This is a genomic window from Eubacterium callanderi, assembly GCF_900142645.1.
GTDB classification, from domain to species: domain Bacteria; phylum Bacillota; class Clostridia; order Eubacteriales; family Eubacteriaceae; genus Eubacterium; species Eubacterium callanderi.
In genome coordinates this window covers 209,372-232,605 of the sequence record NZ_FRBP01000008.1, presented here as the reverse complement: position 1 = coordinate 232,605, position 23,234 = coordinate 209,372, and the positions used below count along the sequence as shown (strand labels likewise).

At 46.9% G+C, this 23,234-nt stretch carries 22 protein-coding genes; 2 read left to right on the top strand and 20 right to left on the bottom strand.

Annotated elements, in window-relative coordinates; translation table 11 throughout:
* Positions 1-142: 142 nt before the first annotated feature.
* Positions 143-865, top strand: a complete 723-nt coding sequence (locus BUC22_RS12890) for an MIP/aquaporin family protein (RefSeq protein WP_041690204.1) — start codon at positions 143-145, stop codon at positions 863-865.
* A gap of 52 nt (positions 866-917) precedes the next feature.
* Here BUC22_RS12890 and dinB read toward each other — a convergent pair whose 3' ends face one another.
* The 14 genes from dinB to proB all read right to left on the bottom strand — a co-directional run bounded on the left by dinB (position 918) and on the right by proB (position 15,774).
* Complete coding sequence (dinB, locus tag BUC22_RS12885; RefSeq protein ID WP_013380376.1) at positions 918-2,150, bottom strand: DNA polymerase IV; 1,233 nt, start codon at positions 2,148-2,150, stop codon at positions 918-920.
* Positions 2,151-2,268: 118 nt separating this feature from the next.
* The gene (locus BUC22_RS12880; RefSeq protein WP_013380375.1) at positions 2,269-2,460 is read right to left on the bottom strand and encodes a hypothetical protein; all 192 of its coding nucleotides are present in this window, start codon (positions 2,458-2,460) and stop codon (positions 2,269-2,271) included.
* A gap of 13 nt (positions 2,461-2,473) precedes the next feature.
* Positions 2,474-3,634, bottom strand: a complete 1,161-nt coding sequence (recA, locus tag BUC22_RS12875) for a recombinase RecA (RefSeq protein WP_013380374.1) — start codon at positions 3,632-3,634, stop codon at positions 2,474-2,476.
* 70 nt (positions 3,635-3,704) lie between these two features.
* Positions 3,705-4,946: a competence/damage-inducible protein A gene (locus tag BUC22_RS12870; protein ID WP_013380373.1), complete on the bottom strand. Its 1,242-nt coding sequence runs from the start codon at positions 4,944-4,946 to the stop codon at positions 3,705-3,707.
* Between the two features lie 193 nt (positions 4,947-5,139).
* Positions 5,140-6,150 carry a nucleoid-associated protein gene (locus BUC22_RS12865; protein WP_013380372.1) on the bottom strand — a complete coding sequence of 337 codons (1,011 nt, stop codon included), beginning with the start codon at positions 6,148-6,150 and terminating at the stop codon, positions 5,140-5,142.
* Between the two features lie 72 nt (positions 6,151-6,222).
* Positions 6,223-6,768: a CDP-diacylglycerol--glycerol-3-phosphate 3-phosphatidyltransferase gene (pgsA, locus tag BUC22_RS12860; protein ID WP_013380371.1), complete on the bottom strand. Its 546-nt coding sequence runs from the start codon at positions 6,766-6,768 to the stop codon at positions 6,223-6,225.
* Positions 6,755-8,095 (bottom strand): 30S ribosomal protein S12 methylthiotransferase RimO, encoded by a 1,341-nt coding sequence (gene rimO / locus BUC22_RS12855; protein ID WP_073383050.1) that lies wholly within the window; start codon positions 8,093-8,095, stop codon positions 6,755-6,757. The genes pgsA and rimO overlap by 14 nt, the downstream gene beginning before the upstream one ends.
* A gap of 4 nt (positions 8,096-8,099) precedes the next feature.
* Positions 8,100-10,496: a DNA translocase FtsK gene (locus BUC22_RS12850; protein ID WP_013380369.1), complete on the bottom strand. Its 2,397-nt coding sequence runs from the start codon at positions 10,494-10,496 to the stop codon at positions 8,100-8,102.
* Between the two features lie 59 nt (positions 10,497-10,555).
* Complete coding sequence (dut, locus tag BUC22_RS12845) at positions 10,556-11,005, bottom strand: dUTP diphosphatase (protein WP_013380368.1); 450 nt, start codon at positions 11,003-11,005, stop codon at positions 10,556-10,558.
* A 10-nt stretch (positions 11,006-11,015) separates the two neighbouring features.
* Positions 11,016-13,094, bottom strand: coding sequence for a polyribonucleotide nucleotidyltransferase (locus tag BUC22_RS12840; protein ID WP_013380367.1), 2,079 nt, complete (start codon positions 13,092-13,094; stop codon positions 11,016-11,018).
* Between the two features lie 119 nt (positions 13,095-13,213).
* Positions 13,214-13,480 carry a 30S ribosomal protein S15 gene (gene rpsO / locus BUC22_RS12835; RefSeq protein ID WP_013380366.1) on the bottom strand — a complete coding sequence of 89 codons (267 nt, stop codon included), beginning with the start codon at positions 13,478-13,480 and terminating at the stop codon, positions 13,214-13,216.
* A 131-nt stretch (positions 13,481-13,611) separates the two neighbouring features.
* Positions 13,612-14,757 (bottom strand): MGDG synthase family glycosyltransferase, encoded by a 1,146-nt coding sequence (locus BUC22_RS12830; RefSeq protein WP_013380365.1) that lies wholly within the window; start codon positions 14,755-14,757, stop codon positions 13,612-13,614.
* 47 nt (positions 14,758-14,804) lie between these two features.
* Complete coding sequence (locus BUC22_RS12825; RefSeq protein WP_013380364.1) at positions 14,805-14,960, bottom strand: hypothetical protein; 156 nt, start codon at positions 14,958-14,960, stop codon at positions 14,805-14,807.
* Positions 14,938-15,774, bottom strand: a complete 837-nt coding sequence (proB, locus tag BUC22_RS12820) for a glutamate 5-kinase (protein WP_013380363.1) — start codon at positions 15,772-15,774, stop codon at positions 14,938-14,940. Before proB ends, BUC22_RS12825 begins: the two co-directional genes overlap by 23 nt.
* A 366-nt stretch (positions 15,775-16,140) precedes the next feature.
* Here proB and BUC22_RS12815 point away from each other — a divergent pair, with 366 nt between their 5' ends.
* Positions 16,141-16,341, top strand: coding sequence for a CsbD family protein (locus tag BUC22_RS12815; RefSeq protein WP_013380362.1), 201 nt, complete (start codon positions 16,141-16,143; stop codon positions 16,339-16,341).
* Positions 16,342-16,414: 73 nt separating this feature from the next.
* Here the strand turns inward: BUC22_RS12815 and BUC22_RS12810 are convergent, their stop codons facing one another.
* The 6 genes from BUC22_RS12810 to iorA form a co-directional block, all read right to left on the bottom strand.
* Entirely contained in the window at positions 16,415-19,354 is a 2,940-nt protein-coding gene (locus tag BUC22_RS12810; protein ID WP_013380361.1) for a vitamin B12-dependent ribonucleotide reductase, read from the bottom strand.
* A gap of 194 nt (positions 19,355-19,548) precedes the next feature.
* Positions 19,549-19,782 carry a hypothetical protein gene (locus BUC22_RS12805; protein ID WP_013380360.1) on the bottom strand — a complete coding sequence of 78 codons (234 nt, stop codon included), beginning with the start codon at positions 19,780-19,782 and terminating at the stop codon, positions 19,549-19,551.
* 21 nt (positions 19,783-19,803) lie between these two features.
* Positions 19,804-20,454, bottom strand: a complete 651-nt coding sequence (gene plsY / locus BUC22_RS12800) for a glycerol-3-phosphate 1-O-acyltransferase PlsY (RefSeq protein ID WP_013380359.1) — start codon at positions 20,452-20,454, stop codon at positions 19,804-19,806.
* Positions 20,455-20,483: 29 nt separating this feature from the next.
* Positions 20,484-20,762, bottom strand: a complete 279-nt coding sequence (locus tag BUC22_RS12795; protein ID WP_013380358.1) for a cysteine-rich small domain-containing protein — start codon at positions 20,760-20,762, stop codon at positions 20,484-20,486.
* A gap of 6 nt (positions 20,763-20,768) precedes the next feature.
* Positions 20,769-21,344: an indolepyruvate oxidoreductase subunit beta gene (locus BUC22_RS12790; protein WP_013380357.1), complete on the bottom strand. Its 576-nt coding sequence runs from the start codon at positions 21,342-21,344 to the stop codon at positions 20,769-20,771.
* A gap of 1 nt (position 21,345) precedes the next feature.
* Positions 21,346-23,130 (bottom strand): indolepyruvate ferredoxin oxidoreductase subunit alpha, encoded by a 1,785-nt coding sequence (iorA, locus tag BUC22_RS12785; protein WP_013380356.1) that lies wholly within the window; start codon positions 23,128-23,130, stop codon positions 21,346-21,348.
* Between the last annotated feature and the right edge of the window lie 104 nt (positions 23,131-23,234).

Here is a 23,234-nt window from a genome sequence, read left to right as displayed (position 1 = left end):
TGTATTATATAAGTAGCGAAAGAAAACGCTGTATCGTTATTATTTATTACATGCCCGCAAAGCGGTTTTGCTTTGCGGCTGTGTAAACGCTATTATTTTTCTATTTACAATTGAATAAGGAGGGAATATCATGGAAGTCACTATGCTTTCATACATGTCTGAATTTATCGGAACTGCACTACTCGTGTTATTAGGGGACGGTGTTTGTGCTGCTGTAAACCTGGAAAAATCTGGTTTTAAAGGTGGCGGCGCTGTTTACATAATGCTTGGCTGGGGTCTCGCAGTTATGCTTCCTGCCATGGCCTTTGGCGCACAGTCCGGTGCACATTTTAATCCCGTTCTGACAGTCGGTTTAGCCGTTATCGGTGCATTCCCGTGGGCAGCGGTCCCGGGTTACATCGTAGCACAGATGCTTGGCGGTTTAGTCGGCGCAATCCTTGTCTGGGTTGTTTACAGACCTCAATTTGCTGCCACCGAAGATGCGGATACCATCAGAGGTACTTTCTGTACAAGTCCTCAGGTCCGCAATATCCCCCAGAATATCCTGTGCGAAGCTGCAGCAACCTTCGCACTGGTATTCTTTATTGTCGCAATTGGCCATGCAGGCATGACAAATGTCAGTGATGTTGGCTTGAACTACTTCTTCGTATATGCCATCATCATGTCCTGTGGTTTCTCACTTGGTGGTACCACCGGATTCGCCATGAACCCTGCCAGAGACTTATCTCCACGTATTGCTCATGCCATCCTGCCAATCCCGAACAAGGGCTCCTCTGATTGGGGTTACGCACTGGTTCCGGTTGTTGGTCCATTGATTGGCGCAATCCTGGGTGCTCTGCTTGCCAGCGCAGTCATTTTAGGATAATCTTCTTTTTATAAAACTCATACAGCGAACTTTCCAAAAAGACCCACCCGATTCATTCGGATGGGTCTTTTTCCTTGCCTTCTGCTTTCGTCAGCGCTGTTCCAGTATAAATGATGGCGTCGCCATACTTTTCTTTCAGCTTGTCCATGGCGGCTTCCACTTTTTCCAGCTTCTCACGCTTCTCAAAGCTGTCCGCACCAAAAAGAGTCAGCTGTTCCGGTTCACATGTTTCTGCGCTCACCAGGTTGATCCCCGTTACCGTAAGCATACGGATTCCCTGGGTAAAATCCCAGTATTTATCCACCAGGGCAACGGCCGCTTCAAAGATTTCCTTAAACAACTGAGTCGGATGGCTCAGGGTCACCTGCCTCGAAATCTGGCGGAACGCCGGGTCTTTTATCATTACCTGTACGCCGCGGCATTTCAGGTGGTAGCCTTTAAGGCGTTTGGCAACCGTCTCAGCCAGAGGATAAAGGCCTTTTTTTACCTCCTCCATATTTTCAAGATCCCTGCCAAAGGTGTTGCCATGACCCACAGACTTAACCTCCCGCGGCTCAGTAGCTGAACGCACCGGGCTGTCATCCAGGCCATTGGCATAATCGTGAAGCATCTCCCCCATCTTTCCCATATCATGAGAAAGCACAGAACGGTCTGAGACGGCCAGATCGCCAATGGTCCTTATGCCATAACATTTCAGCTTTCTGAAAGCGCTCTTGCCAACATAGATAAGATCTGTGACCGGCAGGGGCCACAGCAGTTTTTTATAGTTCTGCGGTGTAATAACAGTCACAGCGTCAGGTTTTTTATAGTCACTGCCCAGTTTGGCAAAAATTTTATTATAGGAAACGCCTACCGAAATAGTCAGTCTGGTGCGCTCTTTGACGGTTTCGCGCACCAGATCACCCATGGCGGTACCGCTGCCGCCAAAAAGATGCATGGTGTCTGTTACGTCCAGCCAGGACTCATCAATGCTAAAAGGCTCTACCCGATCCGTAAACTCGTTATAAATCTCATTGATCATTTTTGAGTAATGGCGGTACAAGTCGTGATGGGGCGGCAGCAAGATCAGCTCCGGGCATTTTCGCTTTGCCTGGTATACGGTCTCTGCTGTCTGAATCTTGAATTTTTTTGCCGCTTCATTTTTAGCCAGGATAATGCCGTGGCGGTTCTCCGGATTGCCGCAGACAGCCACAGGCTGCTCCCTAAGCTCCGGATGAGATAAAAGCTCTACCGACGCGTAAAAGCTGTTCAAATCACAATGAAGAATCCGACGAACTTTTTCCATTCTCTCACCTCTCAGCATGAAAGTTTACCGCAGAGCACAGCGCAAAAATGTGCCGTGCTCTGCGGACCACTAAAAAAGGGCACATACAGGACTGTACGCACCCTTTTCTGCCAGCTTTCTATTTGTCTGCCGGTTCCCATTTACAGCGAACTGGCGATACGATGGCTCCTTCAGCTTTTAATTCTTTAAAGGCTTTATCAATCTCCTTGCGGTCAACGTCCAGTGCCTTCTGAACGGCGCCGGCATTCATCGGCGCACCGTTTTCCCGCATGGCTTCCAGTACTTTTTGCTTTAACTCTGCTAATTCCATGTTTTCCTCCTGCTTATTCTTCCTCGAACTCATTCAGCTCAAAGAACTCATCCATATCCTCATCAGATAATTCCGCGGCCATTTCAGCCTGATCCTTGGTCAGAGCTTCCGAGCCTTCCTCTGGCACTTCGGGCTCATCCTTCTTGGCAAAATGATCACGGATTTTCTGTTCAACCGCATCGGCAAATTCAGGGTTTTCTTTAAGGTATTCCTTCACCTTGTCACGCCCCTGCCCCAGGCGTTCCTCACCGTAGGAGAACCATGAGCCGGATTTTTTTATAATATTCAGCTCAACCGCCATGTCCAGAATATCCCCTTCTCTGGAGATACCCTCGCCGTACATGATATCAAACTCGGCAGTTTTAAACGGCGGCGCCATTTTGTTCTTTACAATCTTAGCACGGGTACGGTTCCCGATCATATCGGTTCCTTTTTTCAAAGTTTCAATTCTGCGGATGTCCATCCGGACAGAGGAATAGAATTTCAAAGCACGGCCGCCAGTTGTAACCTCTGGATTTCCGTACATAACCCCAACCTTCTCGCGCAGCTGGTTAATAAAGATCGCCGCGGTATTGGACTTTTTGATAATCCCTGCCAGCTTTCGGAGGGCCTGGGACATCAGTCTCGCCTGAAGCCCAACATGGGAGTCCCCCATTTCCCCATCAATTTCCGCACGGGGTACCAGAGCCGCGACAGAGTCCACAACGGCCACATCGATGGCCCCGCTCCGCACCAGGGCTTCAAGAATTTCAAGGGCCTGTTCACCTGTGTCCGGCTGGGATACAATCAGGTTATCCACATCCACACCGAGGGCTTTTGCGTATACGGGATCGAGCGCATGTTCGGCATCGATAAAGGCCGCGTTGCCTCCGGCCTTTTGGGCTTCCGCCACAATATGAAGGGCAATAGTGGTTTTACCGGAGGATTCTGGTCCGTAGATCTCAATGATCCGGCCACGGGGAACCCCGCCAATTCCAAGCGCCATATCAATACCGATGGATGAGGTGGAGATAACGTCGACGTCCATCTTCGCACTCTCGTCTCCAAGACGCATGACGGCGCCCTTTCCAAAGGTTTTTTCAATATTCTTTAAAGCAGCGTTTAAGGCTTCCTGCTTTGCGCTGTTGTCAGTTTTTTCTTCTACTTTTTCTAATGGTTTGCGTTTTTCAGCCATACTTTTCTCCTCTATTTTCACAAAGCGTTCTGTGAACGTTCGTTCTATCACTATCTATATTATAAAGAAATCATTCTGTTTTGTCAAGGATTGCTTCGCGAATTAAGTGAAAAACTTTATTGGCGGTGCGCAATTGAACAATCTTTCGACTGCCTTCAAAGAGATATTTTTTAATGGTGGTTTTTCCATTGGCGCAAACCCCGACGTATACAAGTCCCACGGGTTTTTCTGGCGATCCGCCGCCAGGCCCGGCAATACCAGTGACAGACGCGGTAATATCACAGCCTGAAATTTCCTTAAGGTGCTCGCACATCTCCCGTGCGGTCTGCTCACTGACTGCGCCATAGCGTTCAAGCGTTTCGGCCCTCACCTTTAAAAGCTGCATTTTAGCTTCATTGGAGTAGGTAACCAGTCCCATTTTTAACGCCGCTGAAATTCCGGGAATCTCTGCCAGCTTTGAAGCCACGAGACCTCCGGTGCAGGATTCTGCCAGAGCGACAGTCAGGCCCTTTTCCATTAAAAGTTTACCGACCGTCACATCCAGGCTGTCCTGGGAATGTGTGAAAATATGGCCGCCAAAACGTTCAATGATGATCTTCTCATACCGGTCCAGCAAAGCGTTAATGGTTTCAGGATCATCCCCGTTGGCCGTCAGGCGGATCATCACCTCGCCCAGCTTGGCATAGGTGGCAACCGTGGGATTATCCTGCCGGTCAATGATGTCCATGATGGTGTCCTCCACAGTGGATTCACCAATATCCGAAAGATTGTAATAGCGTGAAATCACGAGCTGGTTTTTCAGCTGGTGCAGGATGGGTTCCACACAGTCCTCATACATGCCCATCATTTCATGTGGTGGTCCCGGCAGCATGATTACAGTTTTTCCGTCCTTCTCAATCATAATTCCCGGAGCGGTACCTCTGGGGTTGGGCAGCATGACGCCCCCCTTTGGCACGTAAGACTGACGCAGGTTATTCTCTGTCATTTCTACCCCGCGGCGGTCAAAAAACGCTTTGAGCTTCTCGACAATTTCTGGCCGCTGTTCCATTTCCATACCGAAAATTTCCGCAATGGTCTCCTTTGTCAGATCATCCTGGGTCGGTCCGAGGCCGCCAGTCGTGATAATCAGGTCACTGCGGGTCAGGGCCCGCATAATGACAGATTTCAGACGCCCCGGGTTATCACCCACCGTGGTATGATAAAGCACCGAAAAGCCATTTATAGACAATTCCTTGGACAAAAACATAACATTGGTATTTAAGGTGTCTCCCGTTAAAAGTTCTGTTCCAACTGAAACGAGCTCACAATTCATAATTCCATCTCCTTATGTCAATTCAGCCGGGATTCATAAAACTCCGGCCCTTATCATTATACTGTTTCTGGTAAAATTCTGCAATGTTATTAAACTTTGATTCAGAGTTGTTTATCTGAATAATGACAAAGAATTCTTCTCTAGATGCCCTGATCCTGATACTCTGTGAATCTTATCGCATCCACACACCTTCTTACTTCGGTACAAATCCTTCTATATTTTTTATCTCCACCGAGATGGTACCATCTGGATTATTTCTGAATTCTACAATGTCCTCCCGCATGAGGTAGTCCGTTGGAATCGAGAGCTCTATGCCTGAGTCAGTAACAAACTTTTGTTTCTTAAAAATTTTGCTCTCAATATTATCGCTTACCTCTACTTTGCGCTGGGTAAGCCCTTTTTTGGCAGCCTCCTCCCTAAAGCGTTCCTTCACTGTAAAATCATCGCCAAAGGTGGCTTGGGCAATACTGTCCATATCAATGACCGAGTCCGATTCGTAGTCGTCGGCGATGACCCGCTTGACGGTATTCAGCTTTTCAATGTCGCCGTTATATTCGCTGGCAATAATTTTTTTAACGGTCTTTTCCACAATATCAAATGTCTGTTTTTCGGAGAGCACATCCTCACATAAAACCAGACGGTTGGAGAGATAGTACTCCTTTTTGTCATCAATCTCAAACTTTTTTTCCTTTAGAAAAATCTGACCGGTATTTAAATTGATGATCACAAACTCATCCAGCCGCTGCCCTTCTGTGGGCAGTGAGCAGGGCTGACGAAGAATATCATTTAAACGGCCGTCCTCGTGATCGACATAGTGGATATAGCTGTGCTTGTAATTCAGCTTTAAAACACCCAAATAAGGCTCTCCGTCGCCAATAAAATCGACCACCAGCAGATCTGCCGACGGCACCCCGACATTCTCCACCATAAAATCAAAGAGCAGGCTCGCGATTTCCTGGCTGACAGATGTAAAGCTTTCGTCATCCTTTTTATACTGCTGTACCAGCTCACAAAAACGGCTTGGCGGGTCCACAAACTGGGTTCTCTTAATATCCGGATCCTTCATCGCCCGGGTCAGATGTTTATACAAGTATTCCTGAATACCGATGGGCAGCCCCAGCAGTGTATCCGAAAGCACCGGAATCCCCGCGCCCGTATCCAGAATGTGTAAAATTGCTCTTTTTACATGAACGTCAATTTCCATAAAAACTCCTCACACAAAAGCGCGGCTTCCGCCGCGCTCGTTTGTTATTCTCATTTATTTACTTTCAAATGCCTACATACTTCTAAAGACACCCTTGTTCAGTCTGAAATAATCAATACCTGAAATAAGGGTCAGGGCCAGGGCAACATAAACCATGATGTTACCGAATAGCAGCAAGGCGGGGAATGCCATAACCGGCCAGTTGACCAGCAGCAATGCGATGATTGCAATCATCTGGGAAATGGTCTTGGCCTTGCCCCATTTGCTGGCAGCAATGACAATGCCGTCGGAAGCCGCCAGCGTCCGGAGACCTGTAATGGCGAATTCGCGGGCAATGATGATGATAACCACCCAGGACGGGATCATCTGCAGCTCAACCAGACAGATAAACGCTGAGCAGGTCAGCAGCTTATCTGCCAGCGGATCCATAAATTTTCCAAAATCCGTAATCAGATTCCGGCTTCTGGCAAGATGCCCGTCCACCGCGTCAGAGGCAGAGGCGACAATAAAAATCACCACCGCAATGGGCTCGTGGAATGGGAAATTGACCAGCAGGGCAATAATAAAGAATGGAATCATAATAATTCGGGCCATGGTAATTTTGTTAGGTAAGTTCATTTTCTACATCTCCTATCAAATCATAATCCAGTGTCTGGATTATTTTTACTTTATAGAAATTGCCAATGTCTAATACCTCTTCCCCGCTATTGGCAAAAACCATACAATCAATTTCTGGTGCATCACCATAGGTTCGCCCGGAATAGGTTCCCGGCGCCTCCATTTCCTCTATTAAAACGTCCAGGCTTCTGCCGACAAAGGCTTCATTGGCTTCAGCTGTTATGCCCTCCTGCTGTCCGTATATTTCATTCCAACGTCTTTCCATAACCGCTTCATCCACCTGATCCGGAAACTCCGCCGCAGGGGTTCCTTCCTCCTGCGAGTATTTGAACACACCCAATCGGTTGATTTTAAGCGCTCTTAGCGAGGCGAGCAGCCCCTCATGGTCTTCCTCTGTCTCACCGGGAAAACCAGTGATAATCGCGGTCCTGAGTACCGCGTCAGGCAGCTTTTCGCGGATCAGCCCGATCTGTTCAAAAAGATGCTTTTTGTTAACTGGACGCCCCATGCGTTTTAAAATTTTATCCTCAGTATGCTGGATGGGAATATCAAAATAATGGCAGAGGTTGTCATGGCTGGCGATCACATCCAGAAGCTCTTCTGTGATGCCCTCAGGATACATATAGAGCAGACGTATCCAACGGAAGGAAAAATCCTCCGACAGCCGCGTCAGCAGCCCTGCCAGATTTATCTCTCCCTCCAGGTCGTTCCCATACTGGGTGATGTCCTGGGCGATAATGATCAGCTCCCTGACACCCTTTTTCTCCAGATACGCCGCTTCTTTATAAATAGCCTCTGGACTGCGGCTCCGGTGTCTTCCACGAATTTTGGGAATCACACAGTAGGTGCAGTGATGGTCACAGCCTTCACTGATTTTCAGATAGGCTGTAACGGTGTTGTCCTCGATATAGCGGGGCATTTCTTCCACATAAGGGCGGTCGATATTTCCAGAGAGCGCTTCTCTTCCCCTTCCGCCTTCAATATCTTTAATCAGGTCAATGATGTTGTCAATATGCCCCACGCCTAAAAAGCCGTCAACCTCAGGCATTTCCTCCGCAAGCTCTTTATGATAGCGCTCTGCCATACAGCCTGCTGCTATCAGGATCTCACACGGCCCGCTTTCCTTATAGCCGGCGTATTCAAGAATATACTCGATGGATTCCTCCTTGGCCGCCTGGATAAAGCAGCAGGTATTGACCACAATCACTTCAGCCCGTGCCGGGTCGGGTTCAATGGTATAGCCGTTTTCCGCGAGCATTCCCAGCATCTGCTGAGCGTCTACGGTATTTTTATCACAGCCCAGGGTTGTGATATGGATTTTCTTCACTCTGTCACCTCCTGTAGTATTCTTCCTGTGTCATCAGCAGGGTTCGCGGTTTGCTGCCGTTTGGCCCTGAGATAATGCCCTTTTGCTCAAGGGAATCAATAAGCCTTCCTGCCCGGGCATAGCCAACCTTCAGCTTGCGCTGAAGCATGGAGGTCGATACCTGATTATAGGTAAAAGCGGTCTCCACTGCCTGGTCAAACAGCGGGTCCAGGTCATCCTCTTTGGCTTCCTCTTCTTCCTGTGGCTCGTTAATCGCCTCTTCAATCTCATCATTATAGGTTGGCTGTTTTTTCGGTTTGACCGCATTGATTACGCGATTGATCTCCGCGTCAGATACAAAGGTACACTGTACACGCAGCGGTTTTGATTTTCCGACGGGGTAATAAAGCATATCCCCCTTGCCCAGCAGCTTTTCAGCCCCGGCCATATCAAGAATGGTTCGGGAGTCTGTATTAGACGCCACCGAAAAGGCAATACGGGATGGAATGTTCGCCTTGATCAGCCCGGTGATCACATCCACCGAGGGTCTCTGTGTCGCGATAATCAGATGAATCCCACAGGCTCTGGCCAGCTGGGCAATACGGCAGATCGCATTTTCACATTCCTTGGGTGATGTCATCATCAGGTCGGCCAGCTCGTCAACCACAATGACGATCCGCGGCAGCTTTTCCCCGCCTTGGCCAGCCATCAGCTCATTATACCCATCAATGTCACGCACGCCGTTTTCCTTAAACAGCTGATAGCGGTCTGTCATTTCCTTAATGCCCCAGTTCAAGGCATAGGATGCCTTCTTGGGGTCTGTCACCACTGGAATCAGAAGGTGCGGTATGGCGTTGTACTGGTTCAGCTCGACCATTTTGGGGTCAATCATGATAAAGCGTAAATCCTCGGGTGAAGCCTTGTACAAAAGACTGATGATAATACTGTTGATGCACACACTCTTACCAGAGCCTGTGGCACCCGCGATAAGTACATGGGGCATTTTGCTGATGTCCCCGATAATGTTCTGGCCAGACAGCGTTTTGCCGAGCGCGAAGGGCAAGGGCCCTTTGAAATTTTCAAAGGCTGGTGTCTCAATGATCTCCCGCAGCCCGACAATGACGCTCTCCTCGTTAGGCACCTCAATGCCGACCGCAGCTTTTCCTGGAATGGGCGCCTCAATACGAATATCCGAGGTTGCCAGATTCAACGCCAGGTCATCTGCCAGATTAACAATCTTATTGACCTTGACACCCGGGTCTGGCTGAAGCTCAAACCGGGTAATACTCGGGCCAACATCCACCCCGATGATTTTGGCATGTACGCCAAAATTAGAAAGTGTTTCCTCGATAATCTTCGCCTTTTTAACCACTGCGTCCTTTCTGTTTTTAGAGCCGGAGGCTGGCGGATTTAACAAAGTCGTTTCCGGAAAATGATAAACCTCGTCAGCCTCCATTTGAGGGTTTACAGGGTTCTCCCCATCATCGGATAAATCCAGAAGCTCATCCACAATTTTATTCTGCTTCTGCTTCTTTTCAGGAAGCATAAAAAGGCTTTCCTGCTCCTCCTCTGGCAGTGTCTCGTTGGAATCCTCCAGGGGTTCCGATTCATCCAGCTCCTTATTGACATCATCAATAAAATCAAGAATCTCTGTATCAATCGAAACCTTTCCGGTCTCTGAGCGCTGAAACAGGCCGTCATAGCTGTCACTCGCTGGCTCTTCCTGTTTTTCCTTATTCCTCTTGGCAGCTTTGCTCTTTTCACTCAGCTCTTTTGAAAGCTTCCGTTCCTCGACCAGATCGTCAACCTTGTTTTTCAGAGGAGCGACACCAAATTTATTTTCCTTCATTTTCTGATAATACTCGTTAAAATTTGCCCGTACAATCAACAGGGCTTCGGCGATAGACGCCAGTATCAGAAAGACAATCGTACCGACCTTGGTCACCAGCATCTGAAGGAAATAGGAAAGCAATATGCCTATGATTCCACCGTAGCCGCCATAACTGGCCACACTGAAAAGATCCAGGACGCTATAGGTCATGAGCCTTGGAATATTCAGGCTAAAGACCACCATCAGATTAACCAGCAGTAAAAACACCATGACCAGTGTCTGTATGTTTCCCCTGTGTTTGTCAAAAAACAGCATGATTCCCCAGGCGATCATATAAAGGGCAATCATGATGGTTGTATTGCCAAACATGTAGGTAAAAATAACCTTCCCCACAATTTTATCTAAAATTCCGGGCGTTGCTGTCAAAAAAGCATATCCGACATAAAGGCCCAGAACGGCCAGCACCGCGCCGGTTATCCGCTGCTTGACCATCGGGCTCATGCCAGCCTGCTTTTTGGCCCGGCTGCCCGCACGGGCCTTTGATGTGCCTGCGCGCTTTTTAGCCGGTTTCTTTTTGCTTGCTGTTGCCACCTTATTATCACCTCACTTACTTAATAAAAAAAGGCACAGATCCTCTGTACCTTGTATTCCTACATACCGGAATGTCCAAATCCGCCGTCACTGCGTTCTGTTTCTGTCAGAGCCTCTACACTGTCGACCTCTACAAAATCAGCAGTCACATAGGATTTTATTACCATTTGCGCGATGCGGTCACCGGGATGAATGGTATGGGAAAAGGCCTTCAGATTTGTTAAAATAACCTTTATTTCACCACGGTAGTCTGAATCAATGGTACCAATCCCATTGACCAAGGCAATGCCGTGCTTCATGGCCAGACCCGAACGCGCCCGGATCTGAGCTTCGTATCCCGGCGGCAGTTCTAGATAAATTCCCGTCGGAATTGTGTAAATATTCTGGTTTGAAATCTCAATCGGTTCGTCTATATCCGCGTATAAATCCACCCCGGCAGCACCGGAGCTCTGATACTCCGGCAGCGGGTATTTGGATGCGTTGTATATTTTTACCTTGCACTTTTCCATATTATAACACTCAATCCTTAGGTAAGCACGCTTTTCTTGATAAATTGATACGGCCCTTATCGTCAATTTCAACAACTTTGACGGTTACGACGTCACCAAGCTTTACAACATCCTCTACGGATTTCACGCGTTCCTTGGCAAGCTTGGAAATATGGATCAGGCCGTCTTTACCGCCAGGTAAAGATACAAAGGCACCGAAGTTCATAATACGAACGACTTCACCTGTATAAACCTCTCCGACTTCCACTTCTTTGACAATATCTTCAATAATCGCCTTTGCTTTATCTGCGGCAACGCCGTCTTCAGAAGCGATATAGATGGTACCATCGTCCTCAATATCAATCTTAACGCCGGTTTCCTCAATAATCTTATTGATGACCTTTCCGCCTGAGCCGATAACGTCACGAATCTTGTCAGGGTTGATGGTCATGGTCATAATACGCGGTGCGTATGGTGATAACTCAGCGCGTGGTTCAGAAATTTCTTCATTCATGATCCCCAGAATATGCATACGGCCAATGCGGGCCTGTTCCAGTGCCTGGGTTAAAATCTCTCTGTCGATACCGTGGATCTTGATATCCATCTGAATCGCGGTGATCCCGTCTTTAGTACCGGCAACCTTAAAGTCCATGTCCCCAAGGAAGTCTTCCATGCCCTGGATATCGGTTAAAATGGCCAGCTTTTCATCTTCCTTGATCAGCCCCATTGCCACACCGGCAACCGGCTTCTTAAGCGGTACACCCGCTGCCATCAGGGCAAGGCTGCTGCCGCATACGCTGGCCTGAGAGGTCGAACCGTTTGAGCTTAAAACCTCAGACACGACACGGATAGCATAGGGGAATTCTTCTTCCGGCGGAATCATTGGCAGCAGCGCGCGCTCTGCCAGTGCGCCGTGGCCGATTTCGCGGCGGCCCGGGCTTCTCATTGGTCGTGCTTCACCAACGCTGTAGCCAGGGAAGTTATACTGGTGCATATAGCGTTTTTCCGTATCGTTGGATAAGCCATCCAGTACCTGAGCATCTCTCAGGACACCTAAAGTCGCGATGGAAAGCACCTGGGTTTCCCCTCTGGTGAAGAGGCCGGAACCATGCACTCTCGGGATATAATCGATTTTCGCAGTGATCGGACGAACTTCATCCATCTTACGGTTATCGGGACGGATACGGTCTACCAGAATCAGACTGCGGACTTCTTTTTTCTGAAGAGCGGTTAAAATAGTGTCAATATCATTTAACTGTTCAGGATAAAGCTCGCCAAAATGTTCAACAACTTCAGTCTTAACCGCGTCAATATTTTCAAGCCGTTCTGTTTTATCTTCAGTGTGAACCGCTTCATGCATTTTACCGCCCACAAAAGCTTCTACCTCTGCAGTCAGCTCGTCCGTTGGCAGATAAAGCGTATAATCCTTTTTTTCCACGCCGACGGCTGCGACGATCTCTTCCTGAAAAGCGACGATTTTCTTGATTTCTTCATGCGCGAATAAAATCGCTTCCAGCATGGTTTCTTCAGAAACTTCGTTGGCGCCGGCTTCTACCATCATGATGGCGTCCTTGGTACCGGCGACGGTCAGGCTTAAATCGCTGACTTCACGCTGGGCTTCGGTCGGGTTCAGAATGAACTCGCCGTCGATCAACCCGACAGCTACTGAACCGGTAGGGCCGTCAAAAGGAATGTCTGAAATGCTGAGGGCAATGGATGCGCCGATCATCGCGGCGATTTCCGGCGCGTTATCCTGTTCAACAGACATAACTGTAGTAACCACCTGGACATCGTTGCGGAAGCCCTTTGGGAACAGCGGACGAATCGGGCGGTCAATTAAACGTGAGTTTAAAATTGCTTTTTCAGAAGGACGGCCTTCTCTTTTCAGGAAGCCTCCTGGTATCTTACCAACCGCGTATTGTTTTTCTTCATAATCCACGCTCAGCGGAAAAAAATCCATGCCTTCACGGGGTTTTTTAGATGCAGCGGCTATGGCCAGAACACTGGTTTCACCATAGCGGATCATTGCAGAGCCCTTAGCAAGCTGTGCAACCTCGCCGATTTCCACTCTAAAAGGGCGGCCGGCAATTTCTGTTTCAAATATTCTCATTAATACCTCCAATGATATCAGCCGATTTACGAAGCGGCTGGACTCCGTTTATTTCAAAACCATCTGCACAGATGTTCGAAAATTCAAAGAAAAAAGGCGGAATACTCCGCCTTACAGTACTATTTTCTCAAGCCTAATCTCTGAATTAATTCACGATAGCGCATGATATCTTTCTTTTTGAGATAGTTTAATAAACCTCTACGCTGACCGACCATTTTCAGAAGACCTCTTCTTGAGTGATGGTCTTTTTTATGAACGGCAAAGTGTTCATTTAAACCATTGATTCTTGCTGTTAAAATAGCAATCTGTACTTCTGGAGAACCAGTGTCACCTTCGTGTGTCTGGTACTCTGCAATAATGCGTTCTTTTTCTTCTTTTGAAATCATTTGTGTCATTTCTCCTTAAATTATAAATAGACTCCGTAATCACAGTATTTCGTTGGAGTTTCGAAAAACCAAGAGAACGGGCTTAACGTAATAATGATACCATAACCGCAGAACGGTGTAAAGTTTTTTTATCAGAGTTCTGGGATTATTTCTCCTGCTTCATATTCTGAAATCAGTTTTTTACAAAGCTCAATGGTTTTTTCCATCGAATGGTTTCTTGCTTCCTCAGACATATTTTCAGCCATCTGCTGAATAATGTATTTATTCTCAATAAGAAAGTCGACCATGGAGGTCAGTTCCTTGATCTTGTCTACCTTGATCGCCATGCCGCTTTCCACCAGATAATCCGCATTTTCCTCTTCCTGTCCCGGATAATAATACGGGATGATCATCGGAATACATTTGACGATCGCCTCTGTGCTCGTCAGGCCGCCTGGCTTGGAGATGATGGCGTCTGACTCATCCATAAGCTCAGGGATATTGTCGACAAAGCCATGAATCTCCACTACTTTATCCTCGGTCTCATAGACCTTGTTTAAAAACTCTATGGAGCGCTCGACCTTTTTATTGTTGCCGCAGACCACAATAATTTTAATTTTTTCCTGAGCCTTCATCAGCGCGACAAAGGCCTTTTCCATCTGTCTGGTACCCATGCTGCCCGCCATGAGCAGGATTGTACCGCGGATGGCCGGATCTTCGATCTCGGCCTTTTTCCTGGTCTCCTCCACAAATTCCTGTCTTATGGGAATGCCAAAGGGATAAATGATATCCGGGTTTACACCCTTTTCGATCATGGTTTCCTTTGTATACTCACTACCCACCACATAGGCATTGATTTTTTTGTGCAGGTATACGCTGTGGATCTTATAATCTGTCACAAAAGAGAGCACTGGCAGGTCAAAGGCCCCGTGCTCTTTTAAGGTTCCTAAAATATTGGTGACAAAGGGGTGGGTTGAAATCAGCAGATGTGGCTGCTCCTTCTGAATCATGGGAACGATCTCCGGATTCATTACCTTTGTCATCATTTTAAAGATATTCTGCTGAAAAGGCGTCATGTGATTAAACTGGTTGTAAATCTGCTCATAAAGCTTTGGCACATTTTCAACCAGCTGCTTATAGCCCTTTGTTACAATTTTATCTAAAACGGCGCTGCTTTCCTTGAAGGCATCATAAACGTCTACCTCAAAACCATATTCGGATAAAGCCTGTGCAATGGATTTTGCCGCCAGGTTGTGTCCCGCACCAGTGGATGCTGTAAAAATAAAGATCTTAGACATTGACCCCTCCAATTTTTTGTCTGTTTTATTTTATTTAACGCTTGATTTTAGTCGTCAAAATCCTTAGTGAAACGGTACTGCACCTTCATTAACTTGCCGCCGACTGCCTTTTCACGACGTTTTTCCGCCACATAAAAAGCCCCCAATACGGTCAGCATACCAGCTGCTACTGCAGACAAACTAATCATTACTTTTTTTAACATTTTGGACCTCCTGTAAATCCTGTTTAATAAAAAATGTTCCTATTTCATTGCCTTCTAAAATATCATAAATCACTTTGACATCCTCACCGGATGCGATGATCGTGTCGATTCCGCGATCTGTGGCGTATTTTGCCGCTCCGATTTTAGTCACCATGCCGCCTGTTCCAAGGCCGGAGGTAGAACATCCCGCACTGCTCAAAATATCGGAATCAATCGTCTCAACGGTCTGGAGCAGTCTGGCATCCTCATTTTCATTGGGATTTGAGTCGTACAGCCCATCCACGTCTGAGAGAATAATCAAAAGGTCAGCATCCACAATATCGGCAGTCATGGCAGACAGAATATCATTATCCCCAAAACACTCCTCCTGAATTTCATCCGTAGCGATACAGTCATTTTCATTGACGATTGGGATGATGCTGCGGTTTTTGAGCGCCTTGAAGGTGTTGATGGCATTGTTTCTTTTAATAGAATGCTTAAACACATCTTTAGTCAGCAGGATCTGCCCCACATTCTGGTGGTATTCGTCAAAAAACTTATGGTAGATCTCCATCAAAAGTCCTTGTCCTACCGAAGCGGTGGCCTGTTTAGCCTCCAGTGTCTTTGGCCGTTCCTTTAACCCTAAGCGGTTCATTCCACAGCCGATGGCACCCGAAGATACCAAAACCATCTTTCTCCCACTGTTTTCAAGATCTGTCAAAACCCTTGCCAGCTGATCAAGCTTTTTTAAATTGAGGGTACCATTGGCATGGGTTACCGAGGTGGTTCCCATTTTTATGACAATGGTCTCTGCTTCCTTAATTGTCTGTCGCATTTAATGCGCCTCCATTTGTCTACTGTTGTCTTCCACTCAGGCGGCTTGGTCTAACCTTTTTAATGAATGACTTTTGCCGTCAGTCGGGTGACTATTCTGAAATATTATCATATCAAACTTAACTTAATTTTGCAAGTTTGTTTTATCATACTATACCGGGGATTCCTGCTGTTTTTCCATGCGTTTTATACTTATTTATTGTATCATGACCTTTAAACTTCTTATACTCAATCAAAAATCATTCTTTTTTCTCTCCGCTTATCCATACAAAACTAAAGCTTTTCTTAGGAATAGGCCGGAGATTGTTTTTATCATCTGACTAGGGGGTATATAAGAACTAACAATTCTTATTAAGGAGGCTTTACAATGAGCAATGATAAAACAGGTTTTGTCGATCAGGCAAAAGGCGAAGTGAAAGACCGTGTCGGCGGTGCAACTGGCGACAAAGGCATGCAGGCTGAGGGCATGATGGACAAAGCTGCCGGAAAAATCAAAGAAAAGGCAAATGACGTAAAAGAAAAAGCAAAAGATGTCGCAGATGATGTAAAAGATCGTCTGAATAAATAAAACCTTGATATAAAAAACCGGGATATTCCAAGTTGAATATCCCGGTTTATTTATTTTTTGATGTTTAATTTAATCAACTACAGCCTGTGGTGGTTCCACAGTCCATGCAAACCTTACAGGTACCATTGCGGACCATGCGGTCACTGCCGCACTGGCTGCACACTTCCCCATAGAGTTTTTCACCCTCAATTTCCATTTCCATCTGAAGCGGCACTGTTTCCGGCGTCGGAGCCGCTGTGCTGGCATCTACCTTGGCAAGAGGCGCCTTTGGTTTTACCTGACATTTTGAGTAATCGCCGCATTCAATATCAATCACTTTTGAAATCAAGTCAGAAATCGAGGACGCGTATTTAATGTATGGGTGCCTCTGTACAAAGCCTGACGGCTCGTACTTCTGGCCTCTCAGCATAATGGAAATTTTTTCCGGCGGGATATTGTACTGAAGCATATTGGAGATGGACTTGGACAATGAAGCCAGCAGGCCCTTAACCACTGTGCCATCCTTATCGGTAGAGACAAAAATTTCTGCAATTTTACCATCGTCGTAGAAACCGATGGTGATATAAAGCTCAATATCGCCGATCTTAGCGGCATGGGTACGGCTCATACGCATACCGTCTGGCTTGCGCCGGTTAGGCACACCCTGGTTACAGTCTCTTGCAAATTCCAGGAGCTCTTTATAAGAACAATCCTCCAGATGCTTTTCGCCTTCCTCCTGCTTACCGGAGCTTAAGGGCTGTGAGGCCTTACAGCCATCGCGGTAAACGGCAATGGCCTTAGCGCCGGTCGTGTAGGCCAGAAGATGAATTTTCTTAACATCCTCTATCTCAGCATCTGACGGCAGATTAACGGTCTTGGAAACAGAGCCGCTGATCATTGGCGTGATGGCTGAAACCATGAGCACATGGCCCTCTGGGCGGATAGTATTCGCTGTATCAAAAACCGGAATATGTTCAGGCTTGATATGCGGAGCGCCGGACAGGCTGTCATGACGCAGATAACCCTTTTCGTCCTTATCCAGCATGTAGCCGAGAATATCGGAGATTTCTTTTGGCTTATAGCCCAGATTCCTGAGGGCAATCTCCATCACAGGATTCACAATTTCCATGGAGCCGCCGCCTACCAGCTTTTTGAATACCACATGATTGTAAAAGGGCTCGACAGAGGTGGCGCCGCAGTCCATGGCAAAGGAAATCGTACCAGTCGGTGCGATAACACTAACCTGTGCGTTGCGGTAGCCGTTTGCTTCACCATAATCAATGGCATCCTTCCACGCGTCCTTGATACGGCTGCTGATATTCAAGAAACCCATCTCTTCTAAAAGCTCATGATTGATTTTAAGAGGCTCATAAGTCATTTCTTCATAATCATCGGCCAGATAGCCCGCGACACGGCTGTGATTACGGATAACACGCTTCATATAAGGGCTGTTAATCTCATATTTCACAAAAGGACCAACTTTTCCTGCCATCATTGCTGAAACATAGTAGGAATGTCCCGTCATAATGCCGCATAAGGCCGCGATCAGGTTTCGCGCTTCATCGGAATCATAGGGATAGCCCAGCGCCAGAATCAATGACGCAGCATTGGCAAGGCCCAGGCCGGTGGTGCGGAAAAGGTAGCTTTTTCTCGCCACATCTTCTGTTGGGAACTGTCCCCAGTAAATGGAAGCCTCCAGCACCAGCTGGATCAGTCCCGCTAAATGTGAAAAGCGTTCAATATCAATTTTGTTGGTTTCCGGGTCAAAGAAACGGAAAATATTGATGGATGCCAGGTTACAGGCAGTATCATTTAAAAAAGCATACTCTGAGCATGGGTTTGTCGCGTTGATCCGGTTTTCTTTTTTGGAGGTATCGCCGTCTTCGCCGCCGGGGCAGGTGTGCCAGGCGTTAAACAGGTCGTCGAACTGAAGCCCTGGATCGGCGCAGGCCCATGAGGCTGTATTAATTTTCTGCCAGAGTTCTTTGACAGATACTTCGCGGTTAACCGCGAAGTCCACACGTCCCTTCAAGGTCATCTTGTGATCTGGCTCGTGCTCAAGATTGATGACAGCGTCCATGAATTCTTTATTTAAACGGACGGAGTTATTTGAGTTCTGCCCTGCAACCGTGCGGTATGCCTCACCATCCATAGAAATATCATAGCCCATCTTTCCAAGGGCGCGGACTTTATCTTCTTCCTTAACCTTCCAGTCTACAAATTCTTCAATCTCAGGATGATCAACATCTACAATGACCATTTTAGCCGCGCGTCTTGTGGTGCCGCCGGACTTAATGGCACCCGCATTGCGGTCAAGCCCCTGCAGAAAACTCATCATTCCTGAGGACTGCCCGCCGCTTGACAATTTTTCATTCACACCGCGAAGCGATGAAAAGTTCGTACCAACACCGGATCCGCCTTTAAACAGCTTGGTCTCACTGACATAGTGCTCAGAAATGGAGTGATGGCCGAGCAGCTTATCCTCAATAGATAAAATAAAACAGGCGCTGGATTGTGTCCGGGTATAGCGGTCGTCTGATTCTTTAACCTCACCGGCTGCCTCGTCATAGTAATAAAGATCGTCCTTATCACCCTTGATACCATAGCTTCTGGACAGACCAGTATTAAACCACTGCGGTGAATTTGGCGCCCACATCTGTTTCAGAAGGGCGTAAACCATCTCATCGTAAAAAATCTGCCACTCTTCCTCAGTCTCAATAATGCCTTCTTCTTTCAAAGCATCTGCCCAGAAGCCAACCATCCGGTCAGCAACCTCGCGCATGCTGTGTTCATAGCCCAGACCGTTAGGGATTCCCCGCCGTCTGAAATACTTGCTGGCTATAATATTACAGGCATTTTGCGAATAATCAACTGGAAATTCAAGATCTTCCATGGATAAAATGGTCGCGCCCGTCTGATAATTTGTTAAATTGACGTCAACATTCTGCCACTCGAAAAGATCGTAGACAGTCTTATCACTGCCTTCCAGTTCCTTCGTAAAATGTCTTTTAAATAGATCTTTCAGCTCTTTCAATCTTAAACTCCTTATAAAATCGGTTTGTAAAGGCGTCCACAAGATGTGCGGCGCCGATTTCTATTATAACATATATCTGGTATAATACGTGAAATAAATTCTTGTAATCCACATCAACTTTCTTGTAAAAAGAAAATAGAAACAGTAAAAAGAGACTCTCTGCTTTGAGAGTCTCCTTGAAACACCAGTCAGAATCAGGATTTTTGATTTTCTTCCTGTTCTTCTAAAACATCTAAATCTACAGCAGCGTTGGTCGCCGCTTCTTCAGTTCCGATAACATCTTTTTCAAAGGTACCGGCTTCATGGGTTTCCTCCACCGAGACTGATTCCATTGCATCATCTGTCAGGGATTGACGTCTGACCTCAGGCTCCGCTTCACAAATGGATTTTTCCTGTCCAGCAACAACGACTTTTTTATGATTTGACATTTTCATGTCTCCTTTCAAAGTTTAGTTGCCTTTCTTATCGTCTCCACCCATTTTAACCTTCTGCCCTACCTTGCTCTCAGTACCAGCTGCAATCCGCTTGATGTTGGCGCGGTGCTGGAATACGGTTGAGCAGCAGAGAAACAAGGCAAAAACCAGTTCGGGTGTAAAAACAGCCCCATGTGTAATAAAAATACTTTTAATAAGAACCGCAATCGGAAGGGATACCATCCCGATAATGGAAGTCAGTGACATCATTCTGAAAATGGCCAGGAAGATCAGACCAACAGCAATACAGATCAGGGCAACTGGCCAGTCAAAGACAATAAAAACGCCGATGGAGGTAGCTGTCCCCTTTCCGCCTCTAAAGCCGAGACAGACAGGCCAGTTATGGCCGCAGACTACTGCGATCCCCGCAGCTACGACCCAGGCTTCACTGAAGCCGAGCAGTCTGGCAGCAAGAATCACGACAGAGCCTTTAAGCGCATCCAGAACAAAAACAGGAATGGCATATTTCAGGCCCATTGTCCGGAGTACATTTGTTGTACCCGCGTTGCCGCTTCCGTAATTACGGACATCCTCACCCTTTACAGCGCGAACCATAATATAGGCAAAGTCAAGATTACCGATAAAATAGGCCGCCACAACCAAAATCAAGCCAATAAGTATACTCATACTAAACTCTCCTCACACATAATCCTGAGCTACTGCTCTCTAACGCGCTCAATAAGGATCAGGAGTTTTTCAATGATCCGGTCATAGTTCTCTTTTTTATGGGGAACAAGGCAATTTGTACAGTTCTTTATACCCTTTTCCGTGTATTCAAAACCACCGCCGCAGTCCCTTCCCAGCGCATATAAAGGACAGTAACAAAACAAACAGTTAAACTCATCCGGGTTTTCCGTTTTGTGACAGGGGAAGTACTCACAGTCCCTGTTCTGGAAAAATTTAAAGTTTTCTGTTTCAAATTCTTTTTTACACATAGCTTTTTAGTTGACAGCGTCCATTCCGACAGCCATCGCTTTAATATTTAACTCAACAAATTTGGGTTTTACATTATTCCGGATGATCTCATCCCAGTTAATATCCTGAAGCCCCATGGATTTAATGATAGCGCCCAGCAGAATCACATTCATAACCTTGAGGTTGCCCATTTCCTCTGCCAGGGCAGAAGCGTTCATCACACGGACATTGGCCTTTTCCTGCAATGTTTCCAGAATTTTTTCCGGGTAAGTCGCTTTGCCGATAACGACCGGCAGTGGCCAGATTTCTGCATCATTGACAATAATCTTTCCGTCTTCCTTTAAAAAGTCAATATAACGCAGTGCTTCCATTTTTTCAAAAGCGACAATGATATCCGCTGTTCCCATCTCGATAACCGGTGACTGAACGTCATCCCCATAGCGAACCTGAGAAGAAACAGAGCCGCCGCGCTGGCTCATGCCGTGGATCTCACTCATCTTTACGTCATAGCCGGCTTCCATCAAGCCAGTGGTCAGCAGCTTTGCAGCTGTGATGGTTCCCTGGCCGCCGACACCAACCAATAATATATTTTTTGTTTTCATTCTACTTTTCCTCCTCTACATAAATGGCATGTTTCGGGCAGATTTGCAGGCAAACTTCACAGCCCAGACATGATTCTTCCAGAATACCGGATTTTTTCGGTACGGTAGAGTTAAAGGCTAAAGCAGGACAGCCAGATTTCAGGCATTTCTTACAGCCAATACAGAGATCGGTATCGACCTTGCAGTGGCGTTTGAAGGCTTCTGGGAACTCTTCTTTATCGGCCTGAGAAAAACGTTTGAGGGCACACGGCCAGCGTGTGATAATGACAGAAGCTTCATCGTTGGACAGCCCCCAGTCAAGGGCCGCGTCAGTTTCCTCAAGATTGTTTGGATCGACAGTGCGGACATTTTTAACGCCAAGTGCGCGGACAATGGTTTCGATATCCATAATCGGTGCCGGTTCGCCTTTTAAGTCATAGCCGCTGCCTGGATTTTCCTGATGGCCGGTCATGCCGGTGATGCGGTTGTCCAGGATAACAGTCAGAACATTGCTCTTATTGTAGGTAACATCCATGAGACTGGTCATTCCGGAGTGGAAGAAGGTTGAATCGCCGATGACAGAAACGACTTTCATGTCATTATTTTTAATACTCATGGCCTTTGCCACACCGTGTCCTCCGCTGATGCTGGCGCCCATACAGATCATGGCGTCAGTCGCGTTGTACGGCGGTGTCAAACCTAATGAATAGCATCCGATATCACTGAAAATCATAATATTTTTACGGCGCCCCAGCTCATAGAAAATACCGCGGTGAGGACAGCCTGCACAAAATGCCGGCGGACGGCCGACAATCTTTTCGGGGTCGGGTGCAAGGGTCACTTCGCTTTTACCGTAAAGTGCTTCACGGATACGTTCCGGTGTCAGCTCTCCCATGGCCGGGAACACGTCTTTTCCAATAACGTCAATGCCCATGGCCTTGATTTCAGTTTCGAGAATCGGATCATTTTCTTCAAGGACATAAATCTTCTTAACCTTATCTGCAAATTCAGCGATCAGCTTTTTGGGCAGTGGATATGAGAAGCCTAGTTTCAGGTAAGAGGCACTATCGCCAAAAACTTCCTTAGCATAGCGAAAAGCTACGCCAGACGCGATAACGCCAATTTCCTTCTGATTGTCTTCGATATAGTTCCATTTAGAAGTTTCGGTATATTCTGCCAGCTTTTCAAAATTTTTGGCAAGCTTAACCTGCATAACGCGGGCATGAGCTGGCAGCGGGCAGTTTTTCATAATATCTTTTACATATTCTTTATCGTCCACTTCCACACGGTCTTCACATTGGACAATGGATTTGGAATGGCAGACGCGGGTAGTCATGCGGTAAAGCACCGGACAGTCATAGGTTTCACTTACCTCATAAGCGTCCTTAAGCATATCCTTGGCTTCCTGGCTGTCAGATGGTTCGAACATTGGCATCTTGGCATGGCGCGCATAATTGCGGTTATCCTGCTCATTCTGGGATGAGTGCATACCAGGCTCATCGGCGGTTATGATAACAGAGCCTCCGTTAACGCCAAGATAAGCGAAAGTAAAAATCGGGTCAGCCGCAACGTTTACCCCAACATGTTTCATTGCAGCAAGGGTTCGGATACCGGCAATCGAAGCGCCTGCAGCCGCTTCAACCGCTACTTTTTCATTTGGCGCCCATTCGGAAACAATGCCGTCATAGGTCGCTACATTCTCAAGGATTTCTGTGCTGGGTGTTCCTGGATAAGCAGTGGCAAATTTAACGCCGGCCTCCCAGGCCCCACGGGCAATGGCTTCATTGCCTGTTAATAATTTCTTCATATTCTCTCCTCTCCTGTAAGGGCGGGAACCGCCCGTCCTTGTGACAGAATAAAATTTTACTGTTTCATAACTTATTTTTATAATTATACACTAAACCATACACG